The organism is Prosthecobacter fluviatilis (assembly GCF_055388355.1).
Map to the genome: position 1 here is coordinate 5,011,632 of NZ_AP043782.1, position 23,285 is coordinate 5,034,916.

Consider the following 23,285-nt stretch of genomic DNA (forward strand, 5'->3'; position numbering starts at 1 on the left):
AAAGTTACGCTTCTGACTAGGAGCGGACTGCTTCGCCTTCGAGCGCGGCGAGTTTTTTTTCCAAAACGCGCACGCGCTCCAGCAGATCCGGGATTTTGGCCGGAAGGCTGAGCATTTTGCGCCCTTCCATCAGCGGGCGGGCGGGGTAGCCGGTGTAGGCGCCTGCATCGTGGATGCTTTTGGTGACGCCGGATTTGGCAAGGAACATGACGCGGTCTCCGATCTCGAGGTGCCCGGCCACGCCGACCTGACCGCCCATGGTGACGTAGTTGCCCAGACGTGTGCTGCCGGAGATGCCGGTCTGAGAGACGATGATGCAGTGCTTTCCAAGCGTGCAGTTGTGGCCGATCTGCACGAGATTGTCGATCTTGCTGCCCTCGCCGATCCAGGTGCGGCCAAAGCGGGCGCGGTCGATGGTGGTGCAGGAGCCGATTTCCACATCATCATCGATCTGCACGATGCCGACCTGGTCAATCTTCTGGTGGCGTCCCTGGACGAGTTCATAGCCAAAGCCGTCGCTCCCGATGACGGAGCCGCTGTGGAGGATGACACGCCGGCCCAGGACGCAGTATTCCTTGATGACGGCGTTGGCGTGGATGACGCATTCAGCGCCGAGCTGCACCCCCCGCCCGAGATAGACTCCGGCGTGGATCCTGCAGCCATCACCCAGGCGGACCCCGCTCTCAATGACGGCATGAGGCCCGATGCTGACTTTCTGCGGGTCAAAAACCACATCTTCGGCCACGGTGGCTGTGGGGTGAACCCCGGGCGCGAATTCAACGGCAGGCGGGCCAAAGAAGCGGATGACGTGTGAAAAAGCGAGCGTCGGGTTTTTGAGGCGGATGAGCGCGAGCCCCTCTCTGGCCTCACCGGCATCCAGGTCCTCAGGGACAAGGGCGGCGGAGGCGCGGGTGGTTTTCAGGGCAGGCAGGTAGCGTGCATTGCCGAGGAAGGTGACGTCACCAGGGCCTGCTTCCATCAGGGAGTTCAATCCCGAAATGACGGATTCAGGGCTGCCTGCGGAGAGGGTCCCTCCGACAAGCTCGGCAAGTTTCTGCAGGGTGATGGAATGGCTCATGGTGCAGACAGGCATATTAACGCTAAAACGAAAAAAGGCACGTCGCTGTTGCTAGCGGCGTGCCTTTGGGAAACTGACAGCCGCTGGCTTATTTTTTGGGCTCCGCTGCCTTGGTTGCCGGAGCGGCGGCGTCTTCCTTCTTGGGCTCGGCTCCTGGAGGCGGTGCGTTTTTGTTCAACTCAACGATGAGCTGGTCGGTGAGGTCGGTTGCGGCACCTTCCCGGACGTGCAGGATGATCGGCACGGTGGAGAGGCTGACGCCGGTCTTGTCGAAGACGAAGTCGTAGGCGTCTTCTTTGGAGCGGGCGCGGACGACGACAAGGATCTCCTCATAGAGGCCTTTGCGGATCTGCATGTCCTCCTGCTTGAGCTGCTGCTGGCGGCGGTCTGCAAATTCCTGCATTTCCATTTCCAGGGCACGGATTTCTTTCACCTTTTCACCCAGCTCTGCGCCGTACTTGGCACGCTGTTCCGGAGTGATGATGGGATCCTGCGCCATCTTCTGAAGCTTCTGGGCCTCGGCGGTCAGGTTCTTGTAGGTGTTCTGGAACTCAGTCATTTCCTGAGCTGCCTTTTCATAATTAGTCTTGTACTTGTCCGCCGCGGTTTTGGTCTTGTGGTACTCCTGGAAGACTTTGGACATGTCGATCACACCGATTTTGAGATCGGCGGCCTGGAGAGTGGTGACGGTGGCGAGAATAAGGGCGATGAACGCGCTGCGAATCATAAGTTTTGGGAGGTTGAACGAGATTGGAAGAGATGAAAAGACGTCAGAGAGGACAGACAGGGCAACAGGCGGCTAGAATTTGTAGCCCATGTTGAACTGGAAGCGACCCGAGCCTGAGGTGGCGTCCTTGGAGATCGGAACGGCGTAATCAACGCGGATCGGACCCACAGGGAGGAAGAGGCGCAGGCCGATGCCGGCATCGGAGTAGATCGACCCATTGCCGGTGGTGGCGCCGCTGGCTCCGGAAATGGTGCCGACGTCGCCGAAGAACACCACGCGAGGCGATTTTTCAGTGTTGGCTGTGATGTGGACCGGAACGGAAAACTCGCTGGAAGCGTAAATGGAAGTCAGACCACCGATAGGCTCACCGGTTGCATCTTTGGGGCCTGCATGACGGTAGGTGAAACCTCTCAGGTTGTTGGCGCCACCGAGGAACTGGCGCTCAAAGATGGGCACCCGCTTGTTGTTCCAGCTGTTGACCACGCGGAACATTCCTTCAAAACTGAGGATGGTGTCTCCAGGCAGGTTGAAATACTGCTGACCGCCGATGTTGCCGCCGTAAACGGGGACGTCACCTCCAAGACCGGAAAGCAGGATGCCCGCTTCGATCTTGTGGCCACTGCGTGTGATGAAGACGCTGTCGCGGGTGTCATGCACGAAGTTCGTGTCGATCTTGCTCTGGATGTAGGACCCTGCTTCCTGGGCAATGAGGGCCGAGGCACCGCTGGCAATGCTGTCAATTCTGACCTGCTGAAGGGTGTAGGTACTTTCAATGTAGGAGTGTTCTCCGAGCCGCTTGCGCAAGCCTGATGAAACACCGACGTTGGTCTGGTTGAAGAAGTTGGAGAGGTAGTAGAGGTTATGATAGAACGCTTCGACCGTGAGGGCCAGTTCGCGTCCCAGGAACCACGGCTCCGTCCAGCTGATGGTGACGTCACGACGGAGCGCACCCGCACGGATGTTGGCGTTGAAGCGCTGGCCACCCCCGCGGAAGTCCTTCCAGTCACGAATGTCAAAGTTCGTCTGGGTCACCTGGATGAATCCCGTGATGCTGTCGATGGAGCTGAAACCTGCGCCGAAGTTCACCGTACCGGTGGACTGTTCCTGCACATTGATGTCCACGTCCTTGTAGCCGGGGGCGGTCGTGGGCGTGTTCCGCATGTCCACAGAGCTGAAGTAGTTCAGGTTCTGCAGGCGGTTCTTGCCCGCCTCGATTTTGACGGTGTTGAGCTCCTCTCCGGGGGCGAAGGGCAGTTCCCGGCGGATGACTTCATCCTTCGTGACCGAGTTGCCGGAGATGTTCACCTTGCTGATGTAGGACTTGGTGCCTTCCGTGATGTTGTAGGCCACGGCGACCTGTCCTGCGCCAGTTTCCAGGATGCTGGTCTCCACACGGGCGTCTGCATAGCCGCGTGAGCCATAGTAGTCCTGCACCATCTTTTCATCTGCCTTGATGAAGCTGCCGACATACGGAAATCCGGGCTCCGTTTTGATGCCCTGCATGAGCACTTCCGTGGTGAAAATGGTGTTGCCGGAGATCTTGACGCCGGAGACGTCATACTTGGCGCCTTCATTGATCACATACACCAGGTCCATCTGCTTGGATGAGACCGGTTCACGCCGCACTTCGGTGACCTTGGCGTAAACGTAGCCCTCGTCCTGGAAAGCCTGCTCGATCTTCTTGATGTCTTCCTGCAGGTCCTGGTTGCTGAGCTTGCCCTTTTTGCCCCAGAGGTTCCAGATGTGATGCTCCTGGGATTTGATCTTGCCACGCAGCACGCGGGACTTGATGGCCGTGTTGCCTTCAAAGCGGATGTCATGGATGATGCCGCGTGCGCCTTCGTCGATCTTGAAGGTCACCGTGGAGAAACCCTCGCGGGCGGAGGGGGTGATGTCATAGCTGGCGATCACGTCGGAGAAGCCCTTCTTCTCATACATCTCGACGATCTTCTGCTGTGCAGCCGAGAGCTTGATGTCATCCACCGGGTCACCCACCTTGACTGCGATGTCCTTGCGCAGCCTGCTGTTGTCGATGGCGGTGTTGCCGATGAAATTGATTTCTGCAATGCCACCGCGGCCGACGATTTCGACGATGACCTTGACGCCGCCCGGCACATCCACGGCGTTGATGTCCAGATTTTCCACCGCGCCGGTGCTGTAGAGGGCGCGGATGTCACGTTCCACCGCTTCATTGCTGAAGGGCTGTCCGACACGGGTGGAGAGCTGGCTGCGAATGCGGTTCTCGTCCAGCTTCACCGCGCCTTTGAGGACGATCTGGACATCCTGCACGATCTTTTTTGCCACCGGTGCCGAGGGGAGCACTGCTTGCGCCCGTGCCTGCTGTGTTGGGAACATCATCAAAGCGATGGCCGCTACAGAAAAAAGTGTCAGGCGAGACATGGAGGGAGTTCCGTAATTCATAGGCAGAGCAGATAAGACAAACAGGAGGATGACCGGGCGGCAGGACACGCCCAGACTGGAGCATGACAAGCCTGCATTACTGCTTCCGCACTGCCCCACGTCAAGGCGTAAGTTCTATGGGGGTTCCTGCCAATTTTTGCAGTCATGAGATGAAATGATGGCCAAAGAGGAGGTTTCGTCCTTGTATGAAGCCCTAAAAAGAGGCGCTTCAAACGTGTAGCGGCCAGAGCAACAGTTCCGTCACAAAGCATGTCCCGTTCCAATGTGCGCAATTACATCCAGCTGCATCTCGTGGTGCTGGCCTGGGGACTGACGGCGATTTTAGGCAAGCTCATCGTCCTGCCTCCTGTGGATGTCGTGTTTTGGCGCACGGCGCTCGCCGTGATTTGTTTTGCGGTGCTGACCCGATTTCGAAGGTGTTCATTTTGGGTGAGTTACCGCAGAGGTTTGGCCATGCTGGGTGTGGGGGTTATTCTGGGATTGCACTGGGTTTTGTTTTTCTGGTCTGCCCGGCTGGCCACGGCTTCAGTCTGCCTGGCGGCGATGCCTACGGCCATGCTGTGGTGCTCCCTGATCGAGCCCCTCATAGACGGCTCCAGGCGCTGGCGGCTGGCCGAGCTTCTGGTGGGTGCGGTCATGGTCGGGGCCGTCTGGTTTATCTATCAGGTGGAGTTCCGCCACTGGCTCGGCTTTTCCGTGGCGATTGCCGCTGCGGTGCTGGCCGCCTTTTTTGCCACCCTGAGCAAGCAGCAGGTGGCCCGGGACACCGACTGGAGCGTCATCGGCCTTTATCAGATGGGGGGTGCCTGCATCGCTGCATTGCTTTCACGCCCCTTCCTCGAAGGTGGTTTCATGCCGACAATGCCGGATGCCGCATCCGCGCTATGGCTCGGGGTGCTTGCCCTGGTGTGCACTGTGGCGGCCTATGCGGGCTTTATGGATGTGCTGCGCCGTGTCAGCGTCTTCACGGTCAACGTGGTTTACAACATGGAGCCTGTATACGGCATCCTGCTGGCGGCGCTGGTGTTTGGGCAGGCGGAGCATATGAGCGCCGGCTTTTACCTTGGAGCATCGGTGATTGTCGCCGTCGTGCTGGCGCTGCCTTGGATCCGGCGCTGGGTGGAGGCGTGAGAGTGCTGGACATGTGGTGGCGCGTGGGCTTGCATCCCGGGCACGTGAACCGCCTCCGCCACATCCTCGTCTCCGCCTCCGCCGGTTCCGGGAAAACCTACCAGCTGGTGCGGCGGCATCTGCATCTGCTCGTGCTCGGGCAGTCACCGCAGGGGATTGCGGCGATGACCTTCACGCGAAAGGCGGCAGGGGAGTTTTTCCAGCGCATCCTGCAGCGGCTCTCGGTGCTGTCACGCCACGGGGAGCTGCCAGAGCACTACTTTGCGGGGATGGCGCCCTTGCCGGAGGAGTGGCCGGAGTTTGTGCTGCTTTTGCGCAAGGTGACCCAGCAGCTCCACCGCCTGCGCCTGGGCACGATGGACAGTTTCTTTGCGGGCATCACCGCCTGTTTTCCTTTGGAACTGGGCCTCCCCCTAGGCGCCAGTGTGATGGCCGAAAATGAAGCCGCCCAAGCCCGGCAGGAGGCGCTGGATGCGCTTCTTGAGCGCATTCATTCCTCGCGGGATGAGCAGGCAGGACGCGCGCTGCTCGAGGGGTTCAAGCAGGCCACCTTTGGCATTGAGGAGCGCAGTGCAGCGGGCAGCCTGGAGGCGTGGATCAATGACCATCACAGCACCTGGCTGGACAGCGGAGATGGGGCCCCCTGGGGAAGGCTGCCGGGGGTGGGGCAGGCGCGTGCCGGCAGTCTCACGGCGGCCCTCGGCGAACTCAGGGACCGCTTCGTCCCGCGAACCGATGAGGGAGCGAGATTTTTTGACGAATTGGTGGCTGAAGCCTCGGCCTTGGAGCCGGGGGCGACGCTACCCACGCGGGTGAAGTATTTTTTGGACAAGACGACAGCGGTCTGGCAGGACCTCAAATCCGGCCGGGCCGAAATCGCCTGGGGGCGTGGCAAAAAATCTGAACTCAGCGGGGAGACCGCGCGTGCCTGGGTGAGAGTCGCCAGGGAGATTTTGGACCAGGAGCTGACCTGCCGTGTGCAGCGCACCCAGGGCATGGCGGCTCTGATGGCACTGTATGAGGCCGAATATGCACGGCGGGTGCGCGCGCGGGGCAGGCTGTCTTTTGCCGATGTCCAAAGGCTCCTGGCGGCGGCTGCGAACGATGGCTCGGAGTGGGCGGACGGTGAGAGCGGAGATCTGTGGTTCCGCCTGGACGGCCGCCATGACCACTGGCTGTTTGACGAGTTTCAAGACACGAGCCGCGTGCAGTGGAACGTGGTGCGGGGCTTGGTGGACGAGGTGATGCAGGATGAGTCCGGCAGGCGCAGTTTCTACGCTGTGGGGGACCCCAAGCAGTCCATCTACCTCTGGCGGCAGGCTGAGCCCGGGCTGTTTGATGATGTGCTGAAGGAGTGGCCGCACCAGGGCCAGGACGGGCTGGAGCCCCAGACGCTGAGCCAGTCCTTCCGCAGTGCCCCGGCGGTGCTGGATGCGGTGAATGCGGTCTTTGCCAGTGCGGCGGCGATCGAAGCGGTGCTTCCGGGCTGCACCGCCGGCTTTGCCTTTAAAAACCATGTGCCTGCCGAGCGAAATCAGCGGCTTGGCGGCTATGCAGCCCTGCTGAGCGTGCCCAGCGAGGATGGCAGGCGCAATCCATCCACGACGCCCACGGTGGCAGCCCTGCTCAATGAGATCCGTCCTCTGGAGCGCGGGCTGACGTGCGCGGTGCTGGTGCGCGGCAACAAGAGCGCCAGCGCCGTGGCCGAAGAACTGCGTGCGACGACGGGCATGGAGGTGGTGTGCGAATCGCAAATCCATCCCGCTACGGACAATGCGGTGACGCTTGCGCTGCTCTCGCTGCTGCAACTGGCGGCGCATCCGGGGGATGCGCTGGCATTGGAGCATCTGAGAATGACGCCCCTGTGGTCGCAGATCGAGCAGCCGGGGCAGGGCTGGCCGCTTGCCTGTCATCAGGTGAGGGAGTGTGTTTTTGAGCGTGGGTTTGTCGGCTTCACGGAGGCCTGGACCCGGCATGTGCGCACCCTGCTGCCGGAGATTGATGCCTTTCACGAGCTACGGCTGCGCCAGTTTGGTGAAATGGCCGCTGAATTTGATGCCGGCGGCTCGCGTGACATCGATGCGTTTCTGCAGCATGTGCGTGAAATGCCGGTGCAGGTGCGGGGGGCGGCGTGTGCTGTGCAGGTGATGACGGTGCACAAGGCCAAGGGACTGGAGTTTGATGTGGTCATCCTGCCAGATTTGAACGGAGATGCCATGGATCATGTGCGGCGGCGCTCGCTGATCGTGGACCGGGATGCGCAGGGCATCTCCTGGGTGCTGCAGGAGCCGCCGCGAATTTTTGCACCGTTGCACGAAGCTTTGAACCAGGAGCTGGAGACCTCGAAGCAGCGTTCGGGTTTTGAGTCGCTGTGCCGCCTGTATGTGGCGATGACACGGGCCAAACGCGGCCTGTATCTCGTGGCCGAGCCGCCGCCGAAGTCCAAGGAGCCCTCGATGAGGGAGGCGCAGTTTTTACGCCGCATGCTGGGCGTGGCGGGGGCTGGCGAGGCCTGCGGGGACTATGAGGTGGAATGGCAGACGGGGGATGCGCAATGGTATGCCGAGTCTCCTGGCGTGGCCCCCGCGGTGGCGGAGGTGCCTGTGGTTTCGCGTCCGCTCGGCGAGCTGCTGCGGGAATTTCAGCCGCTGGCCAAGCGCGTGACGCCTTCTGGTGAAGAAGCTTTTCAGGTGAAAGGCAGCATGCTCTTCAGCGCCGGGCGGGAGCCTGGCCGGAAGCTGGGCAATCTGGTGCATGAACTGCTGGCTCACGTCGAGTGGTGGGATGCCGAGACTGACAGCCTGCCGGTGCTGGAGTCACGCTGGCAGGCCTCCGGACTGCTGCGTGGTGAGGCGATTGAGGCGGCCGCGCTGTCCATGGTCCGTGGGGTGCTGCAGTCGGCGGCTGCGCGGGCGGCGTTTGTCAGGCCCTGTGAAGGCGCCGAGGCGTGGAGGGAGCGCCCTTTTGACCTCATTCACGAGGGGAGCTGGATCAGCGGCGTGTTTGACCGGGTCGTAGTCCAGCGTGATTCGGTGCGTCTGATCGACTTTAAAACGGATGAGGTGGCTGACGACGAGGCTTTGGCCGAAAAAGTGGCGGGGTACCGCCCGCAGATCATGCTTTACCGCCAGGCTCTGGTGCGGCTGACCGGGCTGAAGCTGGAGCAGGTAGAATCCGCCCTGCTCTTCACCCGAAGCTGCCGCCTGGTGGACATAAAGTGATTTTTTTTGAATCCAGGCCGCCTTTGATGACGCAAAAACTTGTGTGATCGCATTAGCTCTGGCATGGAATCCGCGCATCGAGGCTTTTTCGGCACGAACTGCGACCAAACCCCACATGAGCCAGCCAGAACTTAGCGATGAAGACCTGCTCCAGCGTGCTGGACGTGGGGATTCACGTGCATTTGACCAGCTCTATGACCGCATGGCTCCGCGGCTTTTTGGCCTTCTGCGCCAGATGCTGCACGATGAACGTGAAGCCGAAGATGTGCTGCAGGACGGGTTTGTGCTGCTGTGGGAGCGTGCCTCCACCTTTGATGCGGAGCGCAGCAAAGCCTTCACCTGGGCGGTGATGCTGTTCCGGCACAAAGCGATCGACCGCATGCGCATGCTGGGCCGGCGCAACCGCCTGGTGGACAGTGCGCTGCTGGAACAAACGACGCTGGGTGCACCCGCCCAAGCCGGGGCTGACGAGGATGTGCAGGCCCGTGAGCGTGGCGTGGTGGTGCACGCGGCCCTGAGCGAGCTGCCTACGGAGCAGCGCCAGCTGATCGAATTTGCCTTCCTGAAGGGGCTCACACACCATGTGATCGCCGAATCGCTGGGGCTCCCGCTCGGCACTGTGAAGACCAACATCCGCCGCGGGCTGATGCGCCTGCGCGATCTTTTGAAAGGAGGGGCATGATGGAACAGGAACGATTTGAAGAACTGGCTGCCATGAATGCTCTCGGCATGCTGGAGAATGACGAAAAGCGCTCTCTGGACGGTGCCGTGGCACGTGACAAGGAGCTGCGCGCGCTGGCCTGGGAGCTGGAGCAGGCAGCGGCGGACATGGGCACTCTGATCAAGCCGGTGGAGCCGCCTGCGGACATGAAGAAGCGCATCCGTGCCAAGATGCGTGCCACCGGGGTCAAGGGCGCCGGGCTTTCACCCGGTGTGATTGTGGGAGGCATCGGCTGGGCCATCGCCGCCAGCTTTGCCGTGACTTCTGTGTGGCTGTGGCAGGAGCGTTCTGGCCTGACCCAGCAGCTTGCAGCAGCCTCGCGCGCCATTGCGCCTGTGAACCAGACCGTCCCTGTCGTGGACGACGGCAAGACGCGTACGCTGGAAGAAGAGCTCAAAAAACGGCGCGATGAATTTGAGGCGCAGAAAAGGGCGCTGGCGCTGGAGATCGAATCTTTGAACAAGCGGGAGTCCGAAGCGAAGGGGCAGATCGCCCAGCTCACCGCTGAAGTGAAGACTTTGAAGGAGCAGGAGCAGCAGTCGCAGCTTCAGATCGCCACGCTGCAGAGCAAAGTGTGGGAATACCGCCGGAGCGAAATGCTTGTGGTCTGGGACCAAAAGCGCAGCCAGGGGGTGATCGTGCTCGAAAAGATGCCCAAAGTGGAGTCTGACAAAGATTACCAGCTGTGGGTGGTGGACCCCAGCAAGCCGGCTCCGGTCAGCGCCGGAGTGGTGAGCATCGATGCCAAAGGGTCAGCGAAAGTCAGCTTCAGGCCTGTGGAACCGGTGACTGGCGAGGCCAAGTTTGCTCTCAGTGTCGAGAAAAAAGGCGGCGTGCCCAAAAGCGAGGGGCAGCTCCTGATGGTCGGTCCGTGATGTGTCTGCTGGGCAAGCCGGGGGGGAATCTGCCGTCGAGGCACGCGTGTGAAAGCGTGCCCGCGTGCCGGGTTTTTGCCAGGCGGCGCAGCTAGCCGTTCCAGCCGCCGCCCATCGCCTTGTAGATCGTGACCCAAGCCGTGGCGACGCGGGTGCGACTGACGACGATGTCATTCTGAGCTCCCAGAGCCATACGCTCTGCGTCGAGAACCGTCAGGAAGTCGGCGATGCCATCCTGGTAGCGTTTGCGAGCAAGGGTGGCGGCTTCGCGTGCGGAGGCGGCGGAGGCTTCGAGGTGGTGCAGCCGGAGGCGCTCACGATCATACACGGTGAGTGCGTTCTCAGCCTCTTCGAGCGCGAGCAGGACGGTCTGCTCATAGCGTGCGAGCGCTGCGTCTGCCCGCTTTCCGGCGGCGGCGATCTGCTGCCTGACCCGGCCAAGATTGAAAGCCGCCCAGGTGATGCGCGGCCCGAAGCTGTAGCCGTCAGCGTTGGGCTGGTTGGTCATGTAGGACAGGGTGGAGGACTCAAAGCCAATGCGCCCGTTGAAGGTGACGCGGGGAAACAGATCTGCCACGGCGACTCCGATGCGTGCCGTTTCCGCCGCCAGAATGTTTTCGGCGGTGCGGATGTCCGGCCGTCTGCGCAGCAGATCGGCAGGCTTGACGATGCCGATGCGGCTGGGGACGGAGGGCTGTTTTTTGCTGACCTGAAGTTTTCCGCGCAGCTCCGAGGGGTTTTGACCACAGAGCACGGCGATGCGGTGAATCGATCTGGCGATGTTTTCCTGGTAGGTGGGAATCTGCGCCAGGGTGGCATTCCAGAGGGCATTGGCCCGTGCGACATCGAGCTGCGTACCGCGGCCTCCTTTGAGAGAGGCCTCCGCGATGTGGAGGGCGTCGCGCTGGTTGCTGGCGTTTTCATTGGCCACTCTCAACTGGGCCTGGGCGCCGCGGAGTTCCATGTAGTTGCTGGCGACTTCGGACTGGAGGGAGATGAGGAGGTCCTGCAGATTGGTGTCCATGGCGCCGGAGTTCGCCTTGGCGGCTTTGACGGAGTTGCGGATGCGGCCAAAGAAGTCGAGCTCCCAGTCTGCATCGAAGCCGGTGCGGTAGAGCTCGAAGTCGCGAGTGCGCAGGCCGGAGAAGGAAGTGGCACCGTTGCGGGTGTTTTCATAGGTGGAGCCCAGAGTGACGGTGGGGGCGTAGTTGAAGCGGGACTCGCGCCACAGGGCACGGGCCTCCAGCAGACGTGCGCGGGCGGCGGCGATGTCCTTGTTCTGCGTCTCGGCCTGGGCCACCAGTTCGTTCAAAGTGCTGTCATTGAGCTTGCGCCACCAGGCTGCGTCCACTTCGTGTGACTGCTGCTCCTGCGTGTTGCGGGAGGCATAGTCCGCGGGCATTTTGGGCTGCGGTTTGACAAACTTCGGCCCCACATTGCAGCTGGAAACCAGGCAGGCGACGAGGAGGAGCGGATTAGTGGGCTTCATGAATCACAGGGGCGGGGGCGGCTGACTGGAGGCGGTGTTCGCGGCGTTCCACGAAGGCGCGGATGATGACATAAAACACCGGGGTGAAAAGAAGGCCGAAGATGGTGACGCCGATCATGCCAAAGAACACCGCCGTGCCAAGAGCCTGACGCATTTCCGCGCCGGCGCCCGTGGCCAGCACGAGCGGGAGCACGCCGAGGATGAAGGCAAAGCTGGTCATGAGGATGGGACGAAGGCGGAGCCGGCAGGCCTCCACGGCCGCCTTCACGCGGTCCATGCCGGTGTCCTGCAGCTGCTTGGCGAATTCCACGATGAGGATGGCGTTTTTGGCCGCGAGGCCGACGAGCACCACCAGGCCGATCTGGGTGAAGATGTTGTTGTCCTGCGCACGGAGCCACACGCCGCCGATGGCGGAGAGAAGGCACATCGGGACGATGAGGATGATGGCCATGGGCAGGCTCCAGCTCTCATACTGTGCGGAGAGCACCAGGAAAACGAAGATGACGCAAAGGGGGAAGATGTAGATGAGGGTGTCTCCCGCCAGGATCTGCTGGTAGGTGAGGTCCGTCCACTCGATGGCAAACCCGACCGGCAGGTGTTCCTTGGCGAGGCGCTCGATTTTCTCGATCATCTGGCCGGAGCTGATGCCGGGAAGGGTGTTGCCGTTGATGTCTGCGGAGTAGTAAAGATTGTAGCGCTGCACGCGGTCAGCCCCGCCGGTTTTAACCACTTTCACCAGTGCTGCCAGCGGCACCATCTCGCCTGCCTGGTTGCGGATTTTGATGCGGCTCACATCGGCGGGGTCTTTGCGGTATTGGGCTTCTGCCTGAGCGGTGACCTGGTAGGTGCGGCCGAAAAGGTTGAAGTCGTTGACGTAAACGGAGCCGAGGTAGATCTGCAGCGCCTCATTGAGGTCGGCCAGGGAGACGCCCATGGTCTTGGCCTGTGCGCGGTTGATCTCCAGCTTGAACTGGGGCGTGCGGGCACGGAAGCCGGTGATGAGGGAGATCAGCCCCGGCTCCTGCTGGGCGGCGGCCAGCAGCTTCTGCGTGGCGGCCTCCAGTGCTGGCAGGCCGGCGTTGTTGAGGTCCTGGACCTGGATTTTGAAGCCACCGGCATTGCCCAGGCCACGGAGGGGTGGTGGTGGAAGAACCAGCACACGGCCTTCCTGGATGGTGGAGAATTTTTTGCGGATGACTGCCAGAAGGCCGTCTCCCTTCAGCTCGGGAGACTGGCGTTTGGAAAATTCGTCAAAGACAAGGAAGGCCGCGCCGACGTTGGGCTGGTTGGCCTGCAGGACGGAGGAGTAGCCGGAGATGGCGAAGGTGTGTGCCACTCCGGGGATTTCGCGTGCCATGGCATCCATGCGGCGCACAATGGTGTCGGTGCGTTCAAAGGACGCGGCGTCAGGCAGCTGCACCAGCACGATGGCGTAGCCCATGTCCTGGGAGGGGATGAAGCCTGCGGGGACGTCTTTGAAAAGCTTGCCGGCAAGGCCGATGAGCCCGCCGTAACCGATGAGCACCAGCACGGCCAGACGGATGAGTTTGCCGACGAGAGAGGCATAAAGGTCGGAGCCAAACTGGAACACGCGGTTGAAGGCGCTGAAGAACCAGCCCAGGAGGAAGTTCAGCATGCGGCTGAACCAGTCCTGCTTCACACCGTGCGGCTGCAGCAGCAGGGCGCAGAGGGCGGGGCTGAGCGTCAGGGAATTGAAGGCGGAAATCACGGTGGACACCGCGATGGTCAGCGCGAACTGACGGTAGAACTGGCCGGTGATGCCGCTGATGAAAGCCGTGGGAACGAACACCGCGCAGAGCACCAGGGCCACGGCGATGACAGCGCCGCTCACCTCATTCATCGCACGCACCGAGGCCTCACGCGGGCTCAGTCCGAGTGCGATGTTTCGCTCGACGTTTTCCACCACCACGATGGCGTCGTCCACCACGATGCCGATGGCGAGCACGAGCCCGAACAGCGAGAGGTTGTTCAGCGAGAAGCCCATCCACTGCATCACGGCGAGGGTGCCGATGAGGGAGACCGGAACGGCGAGCAGCGGGATGATGGAGGCGCGCCAGTTTTGCAGGAAGATGATGACGACGAACACCACGAGAAGCACCGCCTCCATGAGGGTGTGAAGCACGGACTCAATCGAGGCGCGCACAAACTTGGTGGTGTCGTAATTGATGACGTAATCGACTCCTGGAGGGAAGCGCTCCTTGAGCTGCTTGAGGCGCCTGTAGACGGCGTCGGCGGTTTCGATGGCATTGCTGCCGGGCAGCTGGAAAACGCGCAGCGAGACGGCGTTGTAGCCGTCCATGTAGGTGCGGCTGGAGTAGTCGCGGGAGCCGAGCTCAATGCGTGCCACGTTGGCCAGACGCACGACGTCGCCCTGTTCTCCGGTCTTGAGCACGATGTCGCCAAACTCCTCGGCCTTCTTCAGGCGGCCCGGAGCGGTGAGGGTGTATTGAAACTGCGAGTCCTTGGAGGCAGGCGGCTGGCCGAGCGAGCCTGCGGCCACCTGCACGTTTTGCTCACGGATGGCACGGACGACGTCACCCGCTGTGAGGCCAAGGCTGGCCACTTTTTCAGGGTCGAGCCAGATGCGCATGGAGTAGTCCAGACCTCCGAGGGAGGAGGCCTCGGCGACGCCCGGAATGCGGGCGATCTCGTTTTGCACCTGGAGTGTGACGTAGTTGCTGAGATACGAGACTTCACGCGAACCGTCGGGGCTGTAGAACTGCGCGGCCAGTGTGAGGTCAGGCGAGCGCTTGTTGACGTTCACCCCCAGACGGCGGACCTCTTCAGGCAGGCGTGAGACGGCGGCGTTCACACGGTTTTGCACCAGCACCTGGGCCTCATTCAAATCCGAACCGAGGCGGAAAGTCACGGTGATCTGCACCTTGCCATCGCTGGTGGATGATGAGGAGAGGTAGAGCATGTTTTCCACGCCGTTGATCTCCTGCTCCAGCGGTGTGGAGACGGTTTCCGCCAGCGTGCGCGCATCTGCGCCAGGATAGGTGGCCGAGACCACGACGGTGGGCGGGATGACCTCGGGATACTGCGCGATGGGCAGCGCCAGGTAGGCCAGCACGCCCAGCAGGGTGATGACGATGCTCAGCACGGCCGCAAAGATGGGCCGGTCCACAAAGAAGCGGGCGAAATTCATGTCGATGTTATTTGGTGGCTTCCGCCGCTGGCTGCATGTCTGTCAGTGTGGGCTTCACCTTGGCGCCGTTGCGCACGCTCATGAGGCCCAGCACCACCACGCGGTCGTCCGCTGCCAGACCTTTGCGGATGACGCGCATGCCATCCAGAAGCGGGCCGAGGGTGACGGGCTTGTAAACAGCCTTGTCCTCGGCATCCAGCACCCACACAAAACTGCTGCCCTGGTCGTCTCCCACGGCGGAGTCACGGATGAGCAGGCCGTCGTATTCGCCGCTGCCGGGGATGCGCACGCGTGCGAAGAAGCCGGGGGACATCAGACGGTCAGCGTTGGGAAAGACCGCGCGGGCGCGGATGGTGCCGGTGGCGGGATTGATCTGGTTGTCCACGAAATCGATTTCGCCGTGGTTGGGCCAGCCATCCTGGTTCAGCAGTTCCATCTGGGCGGGAATGCGGGCGAACATGGCGCTCGTGCGCTCGCCGGTCTTGTGCATTTCGCGGTATTTGAGCACGGAACGCTCATCGGCCTCGATCTCGCAGTAAATGGGGTCCAGCTCGACGATGGTGGTCAGCAGGGTGGCCCCCTGGTTGCCACCGCTGACGAGGTTGCCCTCAGTCACACGGGCATCGCTGATGCGACCACTGATGGGGGCATGAATTTCGGTGAATTCGAGATCCAGCTTGGCGGCGCGCAGGGCTGCCTCAGCGCCGCGCACGCCCGCCATTTCACCGGTGGCGCTTTTCAGACGGCGTTCGGACTCTTCCACAGAAATAGCCTGCCCCTGACGCAGTGCGGTGGCGTTTCGTGCTTCCACGCTGGCCACTTCTGCCGCAGATTTTGCCTGGGAGAGCATGGCCTCGGCGCGTTCAACGATGGCCTGGTAAGGGCGAGGATCGATGGTGAAGAGCAGGTCTCCGGCCTTGACTTCGGCACCTTCCTTGAAGCTGACCTTGGTCACATAACCCGAGACCCGGGCGTGAACCTCAACGCGTTTGCGTGCTGTCAGGCGGCCGGTGAATTCGTCCCAGTCCATCAGCCGCTTGGCGACCGGCCTGGCCACGGTCACTTCAGGGACCGCTGTCTGTGGCGGGCCGGCGGTGGCCGTGCTGCTGCGTTTGCAGGCGGTCATGGAACTCAGGACGAGCAGGCCGACAAGGGCCTGCCGCAGAGCTGGAAGAAGGGGGACGGAAAAGAACGATGCGCGCGCCATGATCAGAGTTACGAACAATGCGACAGCTTAAATAGTGCATAATCGACATATCACTTATACAGTAAATGCATGAGCAGCTTGAACGACCTCCACCTTTTGCGTGAATTTGTGCAGATTGCCGACTCGGGCGGCATCTCGCGTGCCGCCAGAGTTCTGGGGGTGGCTCAGCCCACGCTGAGCAGGCATCTTGCATCCCTTGAGGCTCAGATTGGCGCTCCGCTGATCCGGCGGGACACGCGCACGATGAGGCTGACGGACGCGGGGAGCATCGTGCTGGCAGATGCCCGGGAGCTTCTCACCGTGGCAGACCGTCTGGGCAGCCGGCTGCGTGCGGAGCGCCGTGCCCTGCGCGGGCACCTGCGCATGGTCTCCGTGGTGGATGTGGGGCAGTGGATCGTCTCGCGCGTGCTCTCCCGCTTTCAGAGACAGCACCCGGATGTCACGACCGAACTGCATCTCATCAACAGGCCCACCAAGTTCATCAAGGAGGGCTTTGACTGCGGCATCATGGTGGGGGCTCCGACGGACCGCAGGGTGACGATCCGCAAGATCGCCAAGCTGCATCGCAGGCTGGTGGCGGCTCCCTCCCTGCTCAAATATCACAGTCTGCCCATCCGGCCGGATGACCTGAACGATCTGCCGTGGCTGGGCATTTTGCAGCCGCATTTCTATTCCAGAGACCGTGTGGAGCTGGAGCGGTCCCGACAGGTCAAGAAGCTCAAGCTGAGCCCGGTCATGCTGCTGGATACCGTGACAGCTCTGAGAGAAGCCGCGATCGAGGGTGCCGGATTCACGATTTTGCCGGAGTGGATGGCAGCCCGGGACATCACTGCGGGGCGCCTGGTACAACTGCTCCCGGACTGGCATCTGGCCCCCATCGACCTCCAGATTGCCCATTCGGCGCACGAGCACCTGCCGCAGCGGGTGAAAAGCCTGATCGAGTTCCTGGAGCAGGAGCTTCCTCTGGAAATTCACCGGCTGGACTTGAATGAGCGATAGGCATTTCGCCGATCCCGCAGTTCCTGTCTGCAAAAAATTGCATGCGCACCGAGCACGCTCTGTGCTAGGAATCACGCCCCCGCCGCCTTGCGGCCTGTTTACCCCACATTAAAAAACACCATGCCCAAGCAGACCATTCGTGACCTCGACCTCGCCGGAAAACGCGTTTTTGTGCGCGTAGATTTCAACGTGCCGCTCGAAGAGAAGGACGGCCAGATGGTCATCACCGACGCAACGCGCATCCAGGAGACTCTGCCCACGCTCAATTTTCTGATCGAAAAAGGCGCTAAAATCATCCTCGCGAGCCACCTGGGCCGTCCCAAGGGCCAGCGTGACCCCAAGCAGAGCCTGGCTCCGGTGGCTCCGGCTCTGAGCGCCCTGATCGGCAAGCCTGTGGCCTTCGCCAGCGACTGCATCGGCGAAGAAGCCAAGGCCAAGGCCCTGGCGCTGGGCAATGGCGATGTGCTCCTTCTGGAAAACACCCGATTCCATGCTGGCGAAGAGAAAAACGACGCCGCCCTGGCCAAGGGCATGGCCGAGCTGGCCGAAATCTTTGTGAACGACGCCTTCGGCTCCGCGCACCGTGCGCACAGCTCCACAGCCGGCATTGCCGACTACCTGCCAGCAGTCTCCGGCCTGCTTATGGAGAAGGAGCTGACCTGGCTGCACGATGAACTCGAAAACCCCGAGCGCCCCTTTGTGGTGATCCTCGGCGGTGCCAAGGTGAACGACAAGATCGGCGTCATCAACCGCCTGCTCGAAAAGGCAGACACCATCATCATCGGCGGTGGCATGGCGTACACCTTCCGCAAGATCGTGGAGGGCATCTCGATCGGAAAGAGCCTTTACAAGCCGGAGTGGGAGCCCATCGCGCAGGCCGCACTGGACAAGGCCAAGGAGCGTGGCGTGAAAATCCTCATCCCGGTGGATGCCATGATCACCGACTCCTTTGACTTCGACACCAAAAAGCTGGGCAACCTCAAGTTTACCGCTGCTGGCGAAAGCATCCCGGACGGCTGGGAAGGTGTGGACATCGGCCCTGAGTCCGTGAAGCTCTTCTCCGAAGAAATCGCCAAGGCCAAGACGGTCATCTGGAACGGCCCGATGGGCGTTTTTGAGATCAAGGACAGCTCGAAGGGCACCTTTGACGTGGCCGCAGCCGTGGCTGCCAACTCCAGCGCCAAGACCATCATCGGTGGTGGCGATAGCGTGAAGGCGGTCAAAAAGGCCAAGCTTGGCGACAAAATGACCTTTATCTCCACCGGCGGCGGTGCCTCCCTCGAGCTCCTCGAAGGCAAAGTCCTCCCCGGCGTCGCCTGCCTGAAAGACAAGTAACTCAAACCGTTGACGGTGGTTTACGGTTGTTGACGATGGTTGACAATTGTTTGCCCAATCACTGTCAACACCGACAACCATTGTAAACAACTGCAACCCTCCCCTTATGGCCTTCGTCCACTTCCGCAAACCCATCATCGCCGCCAACTGGAAAATGCACATGACACCCCAGGAGACGGATGACTTCCTCCGCTCCTTTGCCCGTCTCGTGCCCGACAAGGTGCCGGTGCAGATCGTCGTGGCTCCACCCTTTGTGAGCCTGGCCAAAGCCCAGGATGTGCTCATCAACGCCCGTGAGCAGAGCGTCGAACTGGCCGCCCAGAACATGAGCGCCCAGCCTGCCGGTGCCTTCACCGGAGAGATCAGCGCACGTATGATCAAAGAGTGCGGCTGCAGGCACGTCATCCTCGGCCACAGTGAGCGCCGCAGCCTCTATGGCGAAACCAACGCCATTGTGAACGCCAAGGTGCTCGCGGCTCTCGAGGCACGTCTGCACCCGATCCTTTGCATCGGTGAAACCCTCGCTGAGCGCGACAACGGCCAGATCGAGCAGGTGCTCGGCAGCCAGCTTCGTGAATCCCTCGCTGACGTCGGCCCCCGCCGCATCACGGATTGTGTGATCGCGTATGAGCCCGTCTGGGCCATCGGCACCGGCCGCACCGCCAGCCCTGAGCAGGCGCAGGAGGCCCACGCCTTCACGCGCCAGGTGCTCGGAGAACTCTTTGGCGAAGACGTTGCCGCGAAGATCCGCATTCAGTACGGTGGCAGCGTGAAGCCCGGCAACATGGCCGAGCTCATCAGCCAGAAGGATGTGGACGGCGCGCTCGTGGGCGGTGCCAGCATGGAACCCGGCAGTTTCTGGGAAATCTGCCGTGCTGCCATCGACTGGACCAATGCAAATGCCTAGCATTTCGTAGGCTGGGGTCACATTAGCCTTGTCAGCATTCGTCGTATTTGTCCATAATCGGACAAATGCGACGAATCATCCTCCCGATATTCTTGCTGTTGGTTCATTCGCCGCTGCTGGCGGAGCAGGCTGTGGCTTGGAAAGCTGGTGCGGCGGATGTGGACATCACTCCCGACTATCCCGTAAGGCTCAGCGGCTACGGCAGCCGGACAGAGGAAGCCACCAAGGTCGCGCAGCGTCTGCATGCCAATGCCCTGGCCCTGCAGTGGCGTGGCGACAAGCCCGCAGTGCTTGTCTGTGTCGACAACTGCGGTGTGCCGGGGGCTGTCCGTGCCGAAGTGCTGAAACGGCTTGCTGCCGGAGGCAGGGCCCTTGCTGACGAGCGCTTCGCCCTGCACTCAACGCATACGCACTGTGCACCGATGCTCAAAGGTGTGCTGACCTGTCTTTTCGGGGAAGACCTGCCGGCGGAGCACGCCAAGCACATCGAGCGCTACACGGAGGATTTGACCGCGCACATCGTCAGCATCGTGACCCGGGCTCTGGACAAGATGGTGCCGGCCAAGCTCGAATGGAATGTGGGGAAGGTCTATTTCGCCTTCAACCGCCGGCTCAAAACAGATGCCGGGTTCCAAAATGCGCAAAATTTCAGCGGGCCAACGGACCGCGCGCTGCCCGTGCTGTGTGTCCGTTCTGCTGATGGGCAGAAGCTGATTGCCACGCACATCAGCTACGCCTGTCACTGTACGACGCTGGGCATCAATGAATTGCACGGCGACTGGGCGGGTCTGGCACACGAAGAACTCGAATTGCGCTTTCCGGATTCTGTCTGCCTCATCGCCGTCGGCTGTGGTGCGGACCAGAACCCCTACCCGCGCAGGGAGAACCGTTTTGCCGTGGATCATGGCGTCAGCATCGCCAAGGAGACCGTGCGCCTCATCAACAGTCCCATGCAGACTTTGAACGGCCCGCTCAACTGTGCCCAGCGCGAGGTGATGCTCCCATACGACACGCTGCCCAAGCAGGAGGAATGGCAGGCACGGGCGGCTGACCCGAACAAATGGACGGCATATCATGCCCGGCAGCATCTCGCCATGCTCGGGCGAGGAGAGAAAATTCCATCTGCGCTGCCATACAGCATCCAGGTATGGAATTATGGCAGCGACTTGATCACCATCAATCTCCCGGGGGAAGTGGTGGTGGATTACAGCCTGCGTTTCAAACGTGAGTTTGACCCCGCCCGCACCTGGGTGAACGGCTACACCAACGATGTGCCCTGCTACATCCCATCTCAGCGGGTCTGGGAGGAAGGAGGCTATGAAGGCGGCGGAGCCATGGTGTATTATGGCCGCCCCACCCGGTTTGCCTCCGGCATTGAAGACATCATCGCAGGTACGGTCAAAGAGCTGGTGCCGCAGGATTTCAGCACCCGGCGGGTCATGGTCCCTGCGTCGCCTTTGTCCGGGGAGATCAGGCGGCAGTAAGCCGCATCACGCGAAAGCACTCACGTCCCTCACGGCCCGGGTAGGCCTTGGCCGGGATGCAGCTTTCCAGGACTTCAAAGCGAGGGGCAAACAGGGCGCTGAGCTCGTCATGAGCGATGCCAAACGGCGGCCCTGTTTCACCTGGGTCCATTTCCGGATTGATGAAAAACACGCCAACGAACAGCCCGCCGGGCTTCAGCAGGCCCGCCACCGCATCCCGGTATTTCGTCCGCCACTCGGGCGGCAGCGCGCAGAGGCAGGTGTGCTCCACGATGGCATCGTATTCACCGCGAAACTCAAACAGATCTGCGCACACAAAGCGCTCCGCCAGCTGGGGGTAGTGCGCCCTGGCCCGCTCCACAGCCGTGGGGGCGATGTCGAGCCCGTGGGCGTCAATGCCGCGCGACACCAGATGAGCCACATCGTGGCCCACGCCGCAGCCGGGCACGAGCACGCGGCCTGTGAGGGTGTTGTGCTCCAGCCATTCCGCCAGCGGAGGGGCTGGCAGGCCTTTGTCCCACGGGGTGAAGTTCTCCTGATACGCCTGGTCCCAGTTGGTGATGTTCACTACGGTTGTTTCTCCTTCTCGTGCTTGATTACGCCTTCCAGCGTCGTCTGGCCTGCATCTCCAGTGAAGGTCACCTTGCTCTCGATCACATCTTTGGCTTCTCCTGTGCCTGCGAACGCTTCTGTGATGGTGATGCTGCTCTGGCCGCTGCCGGTGATGGCCTTGAGCTCGAGCGTGAGATTCACCTCAGACACATGGCCTTCGAAATGGATGTTTTGGGAGCCGTCAGCGCCCGTGAGGTTCGCTTCGTAGCTGTCTGCGCCCTCATTGTAGGTGATGGTCCACTGAAAGGGCTGGGTGTCGCCGTTGATGGTGCGGGTGCCTTTGATCACAAAGGAATTGTCCCCCTCCGCTGCGCCGGTCCATTCCTCCTTGATCTCCAGGGTGTTGTTTTCCCCCTTGAGTTCACCAGCGGCTTTCCAGCTGCCGATGTAGTGTTTAAAGAGAGGACTCATGCCAAGATCCCTGGCATTGAGACTGGCGCAGGCCAGAAGGCAGAGGGTGGTGAGCAGTGCTTTCATGAGATGATCTCCTGGATGACTTTTCCGTAGCTGATGGGTACGGGACGGTTCACCACATCACGCACCTCGGTGTCTGGCTGGATGCCCAGCAGGTGGTACATGGTGGCGGCCAGATCATCCGGCTTCACTGGTTTGTCCGCAGGGTGTTCCCCGTTTTTGTCCGAGGCGCCGTGCACGTAGCCGCGCTTCACACCGCCGCCTGCCAGCAGTGCGGTGTAGCACTGCGGCCAGTGGTCGCGTGAGACGTTCTTGTTGATCTTGGGCGTGCGGCCAAACTCGCCCATCCAGACCACCAGCGTCTCGTCCAGCAGGCCGCGCTCATCGAGGTCCGTGAGGAAGGTCGGCAGCGTCTGCTCGGTGATGGGCAGGTGGTACTTCTCAATGATGGGGAACATGCGTGTGTCATTGAAGCCGTGCGTGTCCCAGCCGCCTTCAGTGGTGCTCTGTCCGCCGATGCTCTGGGCAAAGTTTACCGTGACAAACTTCACCCCCGCCTCCACCAGACGGCGTGCCAGCAGCAGGCTCTGGCCATAGGGGGTGCGGCCGTAGCCGTCTCGTACTTTGTCGGGCTCCTTGGTGAGGTCAAAGGCCGCGCGCAGCTTCTCGCTGTGCAGCATGGCCAGCGCCTTGTCGTAGTAGCTTTCGATGCCCCGTGCCTCGGCGGAGTAGTCCAGCAACCGGGCCTGGGAGTCCACGAGCTTCTGCAGCTCGCGGCGTGCATTGAGCCGCTCAAAGCTCACCCCGCTGGGCAGGCTCAGCTCTGGCAGGGCAAAGCCCGCCGCGTTTGGGTCGCGCAGCACGATGAAAGGATCGTGTTCTTTGCCCAGAAAGCTTCCGCGTTGGCCCGGTGTCACCGAGCCGTCGCTCACGATGTACGGGAAGGTGGCCGACGTGGGGATCTCGCCCCTCAGCGGCGCGATCTTGTCCACCACGGAGGAGTAGGCGGGGAAAAGCTCCGGCGAATCCTTCAGCCGCTGGTCATCGCTGGGCGGGGCATGGCCGCTCAGAGCGTAGTAGCCGGCGCTGTTGTGGTTCTTCATCGTGTGATGCACGGAGCGGACCAGTGTCACCTTGTCCATCACCCTGGCGGTCTTTGGCAGCTTCTCTGAGACCCAGATGCCGTCGGCATTGGACTTGATGGGTTTGTGAAAGCCGCGAATGCCCTCGGGCGCGTCCGGCTTCATGTCAAAAGTCTCCAGGTGGCTGGGGCCGCCCCACTGAAAGCAGAAGATCACCGACTTGGCGCGCGCGATGAGCTTGTCCGCCCCCTGGCTTTCCAGGCCACGGAGAAAGCGGGGCATCGTGAGGCCAAACATCCCCAGCCCGCCGGCGGAAAGGAGCTGGCGGCGGCTGATTTGGGTGCAGGCCCCGGTGGGATTGCGGGCGGATGACATGTGAGGAGTCAAACGTGGCGCAGCATGCCGCACTTTCC

General features: G+C 61.6%; 17 protein-coding genes. 8 read left to right on the forward strand and 9 right to left on the reverse strand.

Annotation, left to right across the window (positions count from 1 at the left end; translation table 11 throughout):
- Positions 1 to 16: 16 nt before the first annotated feature.
- The 3 genes from lpxD to bamA form a co-directional block, all read right to left on the reverse strand.
- A complete protein-coding gene (gene lpxD / locus ACZ5WW_RS19655; RefSeq protein WP_377169148.1) occupies positions 17 to 1,078 on the reverse strand; it encodes a UDP-3-O-(3-hydroxymyristoyl)glucosamine N-acyltransferase in 1,062 nt (353 codons plus the stop codon).
- Positions 1,079 to 1,166: 88 nt separating this feature from the next.
- The gene (locus tag ACZ5WW_RS19660) at positions 1,167 to 1,805 is read right to left on the reverse strand and encodes an OmpH/Skp family outer membrane protein (RefSeq protein WP_377169150.1); all 639 of its coding nucleotides are present in this window, start codon (positions 1,803 to 1,805) and stop codon (positions 1,167 to 1,169) included.
- Positions 1,806 to 1,877: 72 nt separating this feature from the next.
- The gene (gene bamA / locus ACZ5WW_RS19665; RefSeq protein WP_377169152.1) at positions 1,878 to 4,205 is read right to left on the reverse strand and encodes an outer membrane protein assembly factor BamA; all 2,328 of its coding nucleotides are present in this window, start codon (positions 4,203 to 4,205) and stop codon (positions 1,878 to 1,880) included.
- Between the two features lie 270 nt (positions 4,206 to 4,475).
- On the opposite strand from bamA, the gene ACZ5WW_RS19670 reads away from it, so the two are divergent.
- The 4 genes from ACZ5WW_RS19670 to ACZ5WW_RS19685 all read left to right on the forward strand — a co-directional run bounded on the left by ACZ5WW_RS19670 (position 4,476) and on the right by ACZ5WW_RS19685 (position 10,174).
- On the forward strand, positions 4,476 to 5,357 hold the full coding sequence (locus ACZ5WW_RS19670) for a DMT family transporter (RefSeq protein WP_377169154.1): 882 nt from the start codon (positions 4,476 to 4,478) through the stop codon (positions 5,355 to 5,357).
- Positions 5,358 to 5,401: 44 nt separating this feature from the next.
- The gene (locus ACZ5WW_RS19675) at positions 5,402 to 8,578 is read left to right on the forward strand and encodes a UvrD-helicase domain-containing protein (RefSeq protein ID WP_377169156.1); all 3,177 of its coding nucleotides are present in this window, start codon (positions 5,402 to 5,404) and stop codon (positions 8,576 to 8,578) included.
- A gap of 115 nt (positions 8,579 to 8,693) precedes the next feature.
- Positions 8,694 to 9,260, forward strand: a complete 567-nt coding sequence (locus ACZ5WW_RS19680; protein ID WP_377169158.1) for an RNA polymerase sigma factor — start codon at positions 8,694 to 8,696, stop codon at positions 9,258 to 9,260.
- A complete protein-coding gene (locus tag ACZ5WW_RS19685) occupies positions 9,257 to 10,174 on the forward strand; it encodes an anti-sigma factor (RefSeq protein WP_377169160.1) in 918 nt (305 codons plus the stop codon). Before ACZ5WW_RS19680 ends, ACZ5WW_RS19685 begins: the two co-directional genes overlap by 4 nt.
- Positions 10,175 to 10,265: 91 nt before the next feature.
- On the opposite strand, the gene ACZ5WW_RS19690 is transcribed toward ACZ5WW_RS19685, so the two are convergent.
- The 3 genes from ACZ5WW_RS19690 to ACZ5WW_RS19700 are packed head-to-tail and all read right to left on the reverse strand — an operon-like array spanning position 10,266 to position 16,039.
- Complete coding sequence (locus ACZ5WW_RS19690; protein ID WP_377169162.1) at positions 10,266 to 11,663, reverse strand: efflux transporter outer membrane subunit; 1,398 nt, start codon at positions 11,661 to 11,663, stop codon at positions 10,266 to 10,268.
- Positions 11,650 to 14,832 (reverse strand): efflux RND transporter permease subunit, encoded by a 3,183-nt coding sequence (locus ACZ5WW_RS19695; protein WP_377169164.1) that lies wholly within the window; start codon positions 14,830 to 14,832, stop codon positions 11,650 to 11,652. The genes ACZ5WW_RS19690 and ACZ5WW_RS19695 overlap by 14 nt, the downstream gene beginning before the upstream one ends.
- A 7-nt stretch (positions 14,833 to 14,839) precedes the next feature.
- Entirely contained in the window at positions 14,840 to 16,039 is a 1,200-nt protein-coding gene (locus ACZ5WW_RS19700) for an efflux RND transporter periplasmic adaptor subunit (RefSeq protein ID WP_377169166.1), read from the reverse strand.
- A gap of 69 nt (positions 16,040 to 16,108) precedes the next feature.
- Here ACZ5WW_RS19700 and ACZ5WW_RS19705 point away from each other — a divergent pair, with 69 nt between their 5' ends.
- The 4 genes from ACZ5WW_RS19705 (at position 16,109) to ACZ5WW_RS19720 (ending at position 20,764) form a co-directional block, all read left to right on the forward strand.
- On the forward strand, positions 16,109 to 17,038 hold the full coding sequence (locus ACZ5WW_RS19705) for a LysR family transcriptional regulator (protein ID WP_377169168.1): 930 nt from the start codon (positions 16,109 to 16,111) through the stop codon (positions 17,036 to 17,038).
- A 120-nt stretch (positions 17,039 to 17,158) separates the two neighbouring features.
- Positions 17,159 to 18,373 carry a phosphoglycerate kinase gene (locus ACZ5WW_RS19710; protein WP_377169170.1) on the forward strand — a complete coding sequence of 405 codons (1,215 nt, stop codon included), beginning with the start codon at positions 17,159 to 17,161 and terminating at the stop codon, positions 18,371 to 18,373.
- A 106-nt stretch (positions 18,374 to 18,479) separates the two neighbouring features.
- Positions 18,480 to 19,280 carry a triose-phosphate isomerase gene (tpiA, locus tag ACZ5WW_RS19715; RefSeq protein WP_377169172.1) on the forward strand — a complete coding sequence of 267 codons (801 nt, stop codon included), beginning with the start codon at positions 18,480 to 18,482 and terminating at the stop codon, positions 19,278 to 19,280.
- Between the two features lie 92 nt (positions 19,281 to 19,372).
- Entirely contained in the window at positions 19,373 to 20,764 is a 1,392-nt protein-coding gene (locus ACZ5WW_RS19720; protein WP_377169174.1) for a neutral/alkaline non-lysosomal ceramidase N-terminal domain-containing protein, read from the forward strand.
- Here the strand turns inward: ACZ5WW_RS19720 and ACZ5WW_RS19725 are convergent.
- The 3 genes from ACZ5WW_RS19725 to ACZ5WW_RS19735 are packed head-to-tail and all read right to left on the reverse strand — an operon-like array spanning position 20,751 to position 23,247.
- Positions 20,751 to 21,332 carry a methyltransferase domain-containing protein gene (locus ACZ5WW_RS19725; RefSeq protein ID WP_377169176.1) on the reverse strand — a complete coding sequence of 194 codons (582 nt, stop codon included), beginning with the start codon at positions 21,330 to 21,332 and terminating at the stop codon, positions 20,751 to 20,753. The two genes, ACZ5WW_RS19720 and ACZ5WW_RS19725, sit on opposite strands and share 14 nt — an antisense overlap.
- Positions 21,332 to 21,853 carry a hypothetical protein gene (locus ACZ5WW_RS19730; RefSeq protein ID WP_377169179.1) on the reverse strand — a complete coding sequence of 174 codons (522 nt, stop codon included), beginning with the start codon at positions 21,851 to 21,853 and terminating at the stop codon, positions 21,332 to 21,334. Before ACZ5WW_RS19730 ends, ACZ5WW_RS19725 begins: the two co-directional genes overlap by 1 nt.
- Entirely contained in the window at positions 21,850 to 23,247 is a 1,398-nt protein-coding gene (locus ACZ5WW_RS19735; protein ID WP_377169181.1) for a DUF1501 domain-containing protein, read from the reverse strand. The genes ACZ5WW_RS19730 and ACZ5WW_RS19735 overlap by 4 nt, the downstream gene beginning before the upstream one ends.
- Between the last annotated feature and the right edge of the window lie 38 nt (positions 23,248 to 23,285).

Bases quoted from the DNA above. Each gene is read 5' to 3' on its own strand.
- lpxD (WP_377169148.1), bottom strand. From the start codon at position 1,078: ATGAGCCATTCCATCACCCTGCAGAAACTTGCCGAGCTTGTCGGAGGG.
- ACZ5WW_RS19660 (WP_377169150.1), bottom strand. From the start codon at position 1,805: ATGATTCGCAGCGCGTTCATCGCCCTTATTCTCGCCACCGTCACCACT.
- bamA (WP_377169152.1), bottom strand. From the start codon at position 4,205: ATGTCTCGCCTGACACTTTTTTCTGTAGCGGCCATCGCTTTGATGATG.
- ACZ5WW_RS19670 (WP_377169154.1), top strand. From the start codon at position 4,476: ATGTCCCGTTCCAATGTGCGCAATTACATCCAGCTGCATCTCGTGGTG.
- ACZ5WW_RS19680 (WP_377169158.1), top strand. From the start codon at position 8,694: ATGAGCCAGCCAGAACTTAGCGATGAAGACCTGCTCCAGCGTGCTGGA.
- ACZ5WW_RS19685 (WP_377169160.1), top strand. From the start codon at position 9,257: ATGATGGAACAGGAACGATTTGAAGAACTGGCTGCCATGAATGCTCTC.
- ACZ5WW_RS19690 (WP_377169162.1), bottom strand. From the start codon at position 11,663: ATGAAGCCCACTAATCCGCTCCTCCTCGTCGCCTGCCTGGTTTCCAGC.
- ACZ5WW_RS19695 (WP_377169164.1), bottom strand. From the start codon at position 14,832: ATGAATTTCGCCCGCTTCTTTGTGGACCGGCCCATCTTTGCGGCCGTG.
- ACZ5WW_RS19700 (WP_377169166.1), bottom strand. From the start codon at position 16,039: ATGGCGCGCGCATCGTTCTTTTCCGTCCCCCTTCTTCCAGCTCTGCGG.
- ACZ5WW_RS19705 (WP_377169168.1), top strand. From the start codon at position 16,109: ATGAGCAGCTTGAACGACCTCCACCTTTTGCGTGAATTTGTGCAGATT.
- ACZ5WW_RS19710 (WP_377169170.1), top strand. From the start codon at position 17,159: ATGCCCAAGCAGACCATTCGTGACCTCGACCTCGCCGGAAAACGCGTT.
- tpiA (WP_377169172.1), top strand. From the start codon at position 18,480: ATGGCCTTCGTCCACTTCCGCAAACCCATCATCGCCGCCAACTGGAAA.
- ACZ5WW_RS19730 (WP_377169179.1), bottom strand. From the start codon at position 21,853: ATGAAAGCACTGCTCACCACCCTCTGCCTTCTGGCCTGCGCCAGTCTC.
- ACZ5WW_RS19735 (WP_377169181.1), bottom strand. From the start codon at position 23,247: ATGTCATCCGCCCGCAATCCCACCGGGGCCTGCACCCAAATCAGCCGC.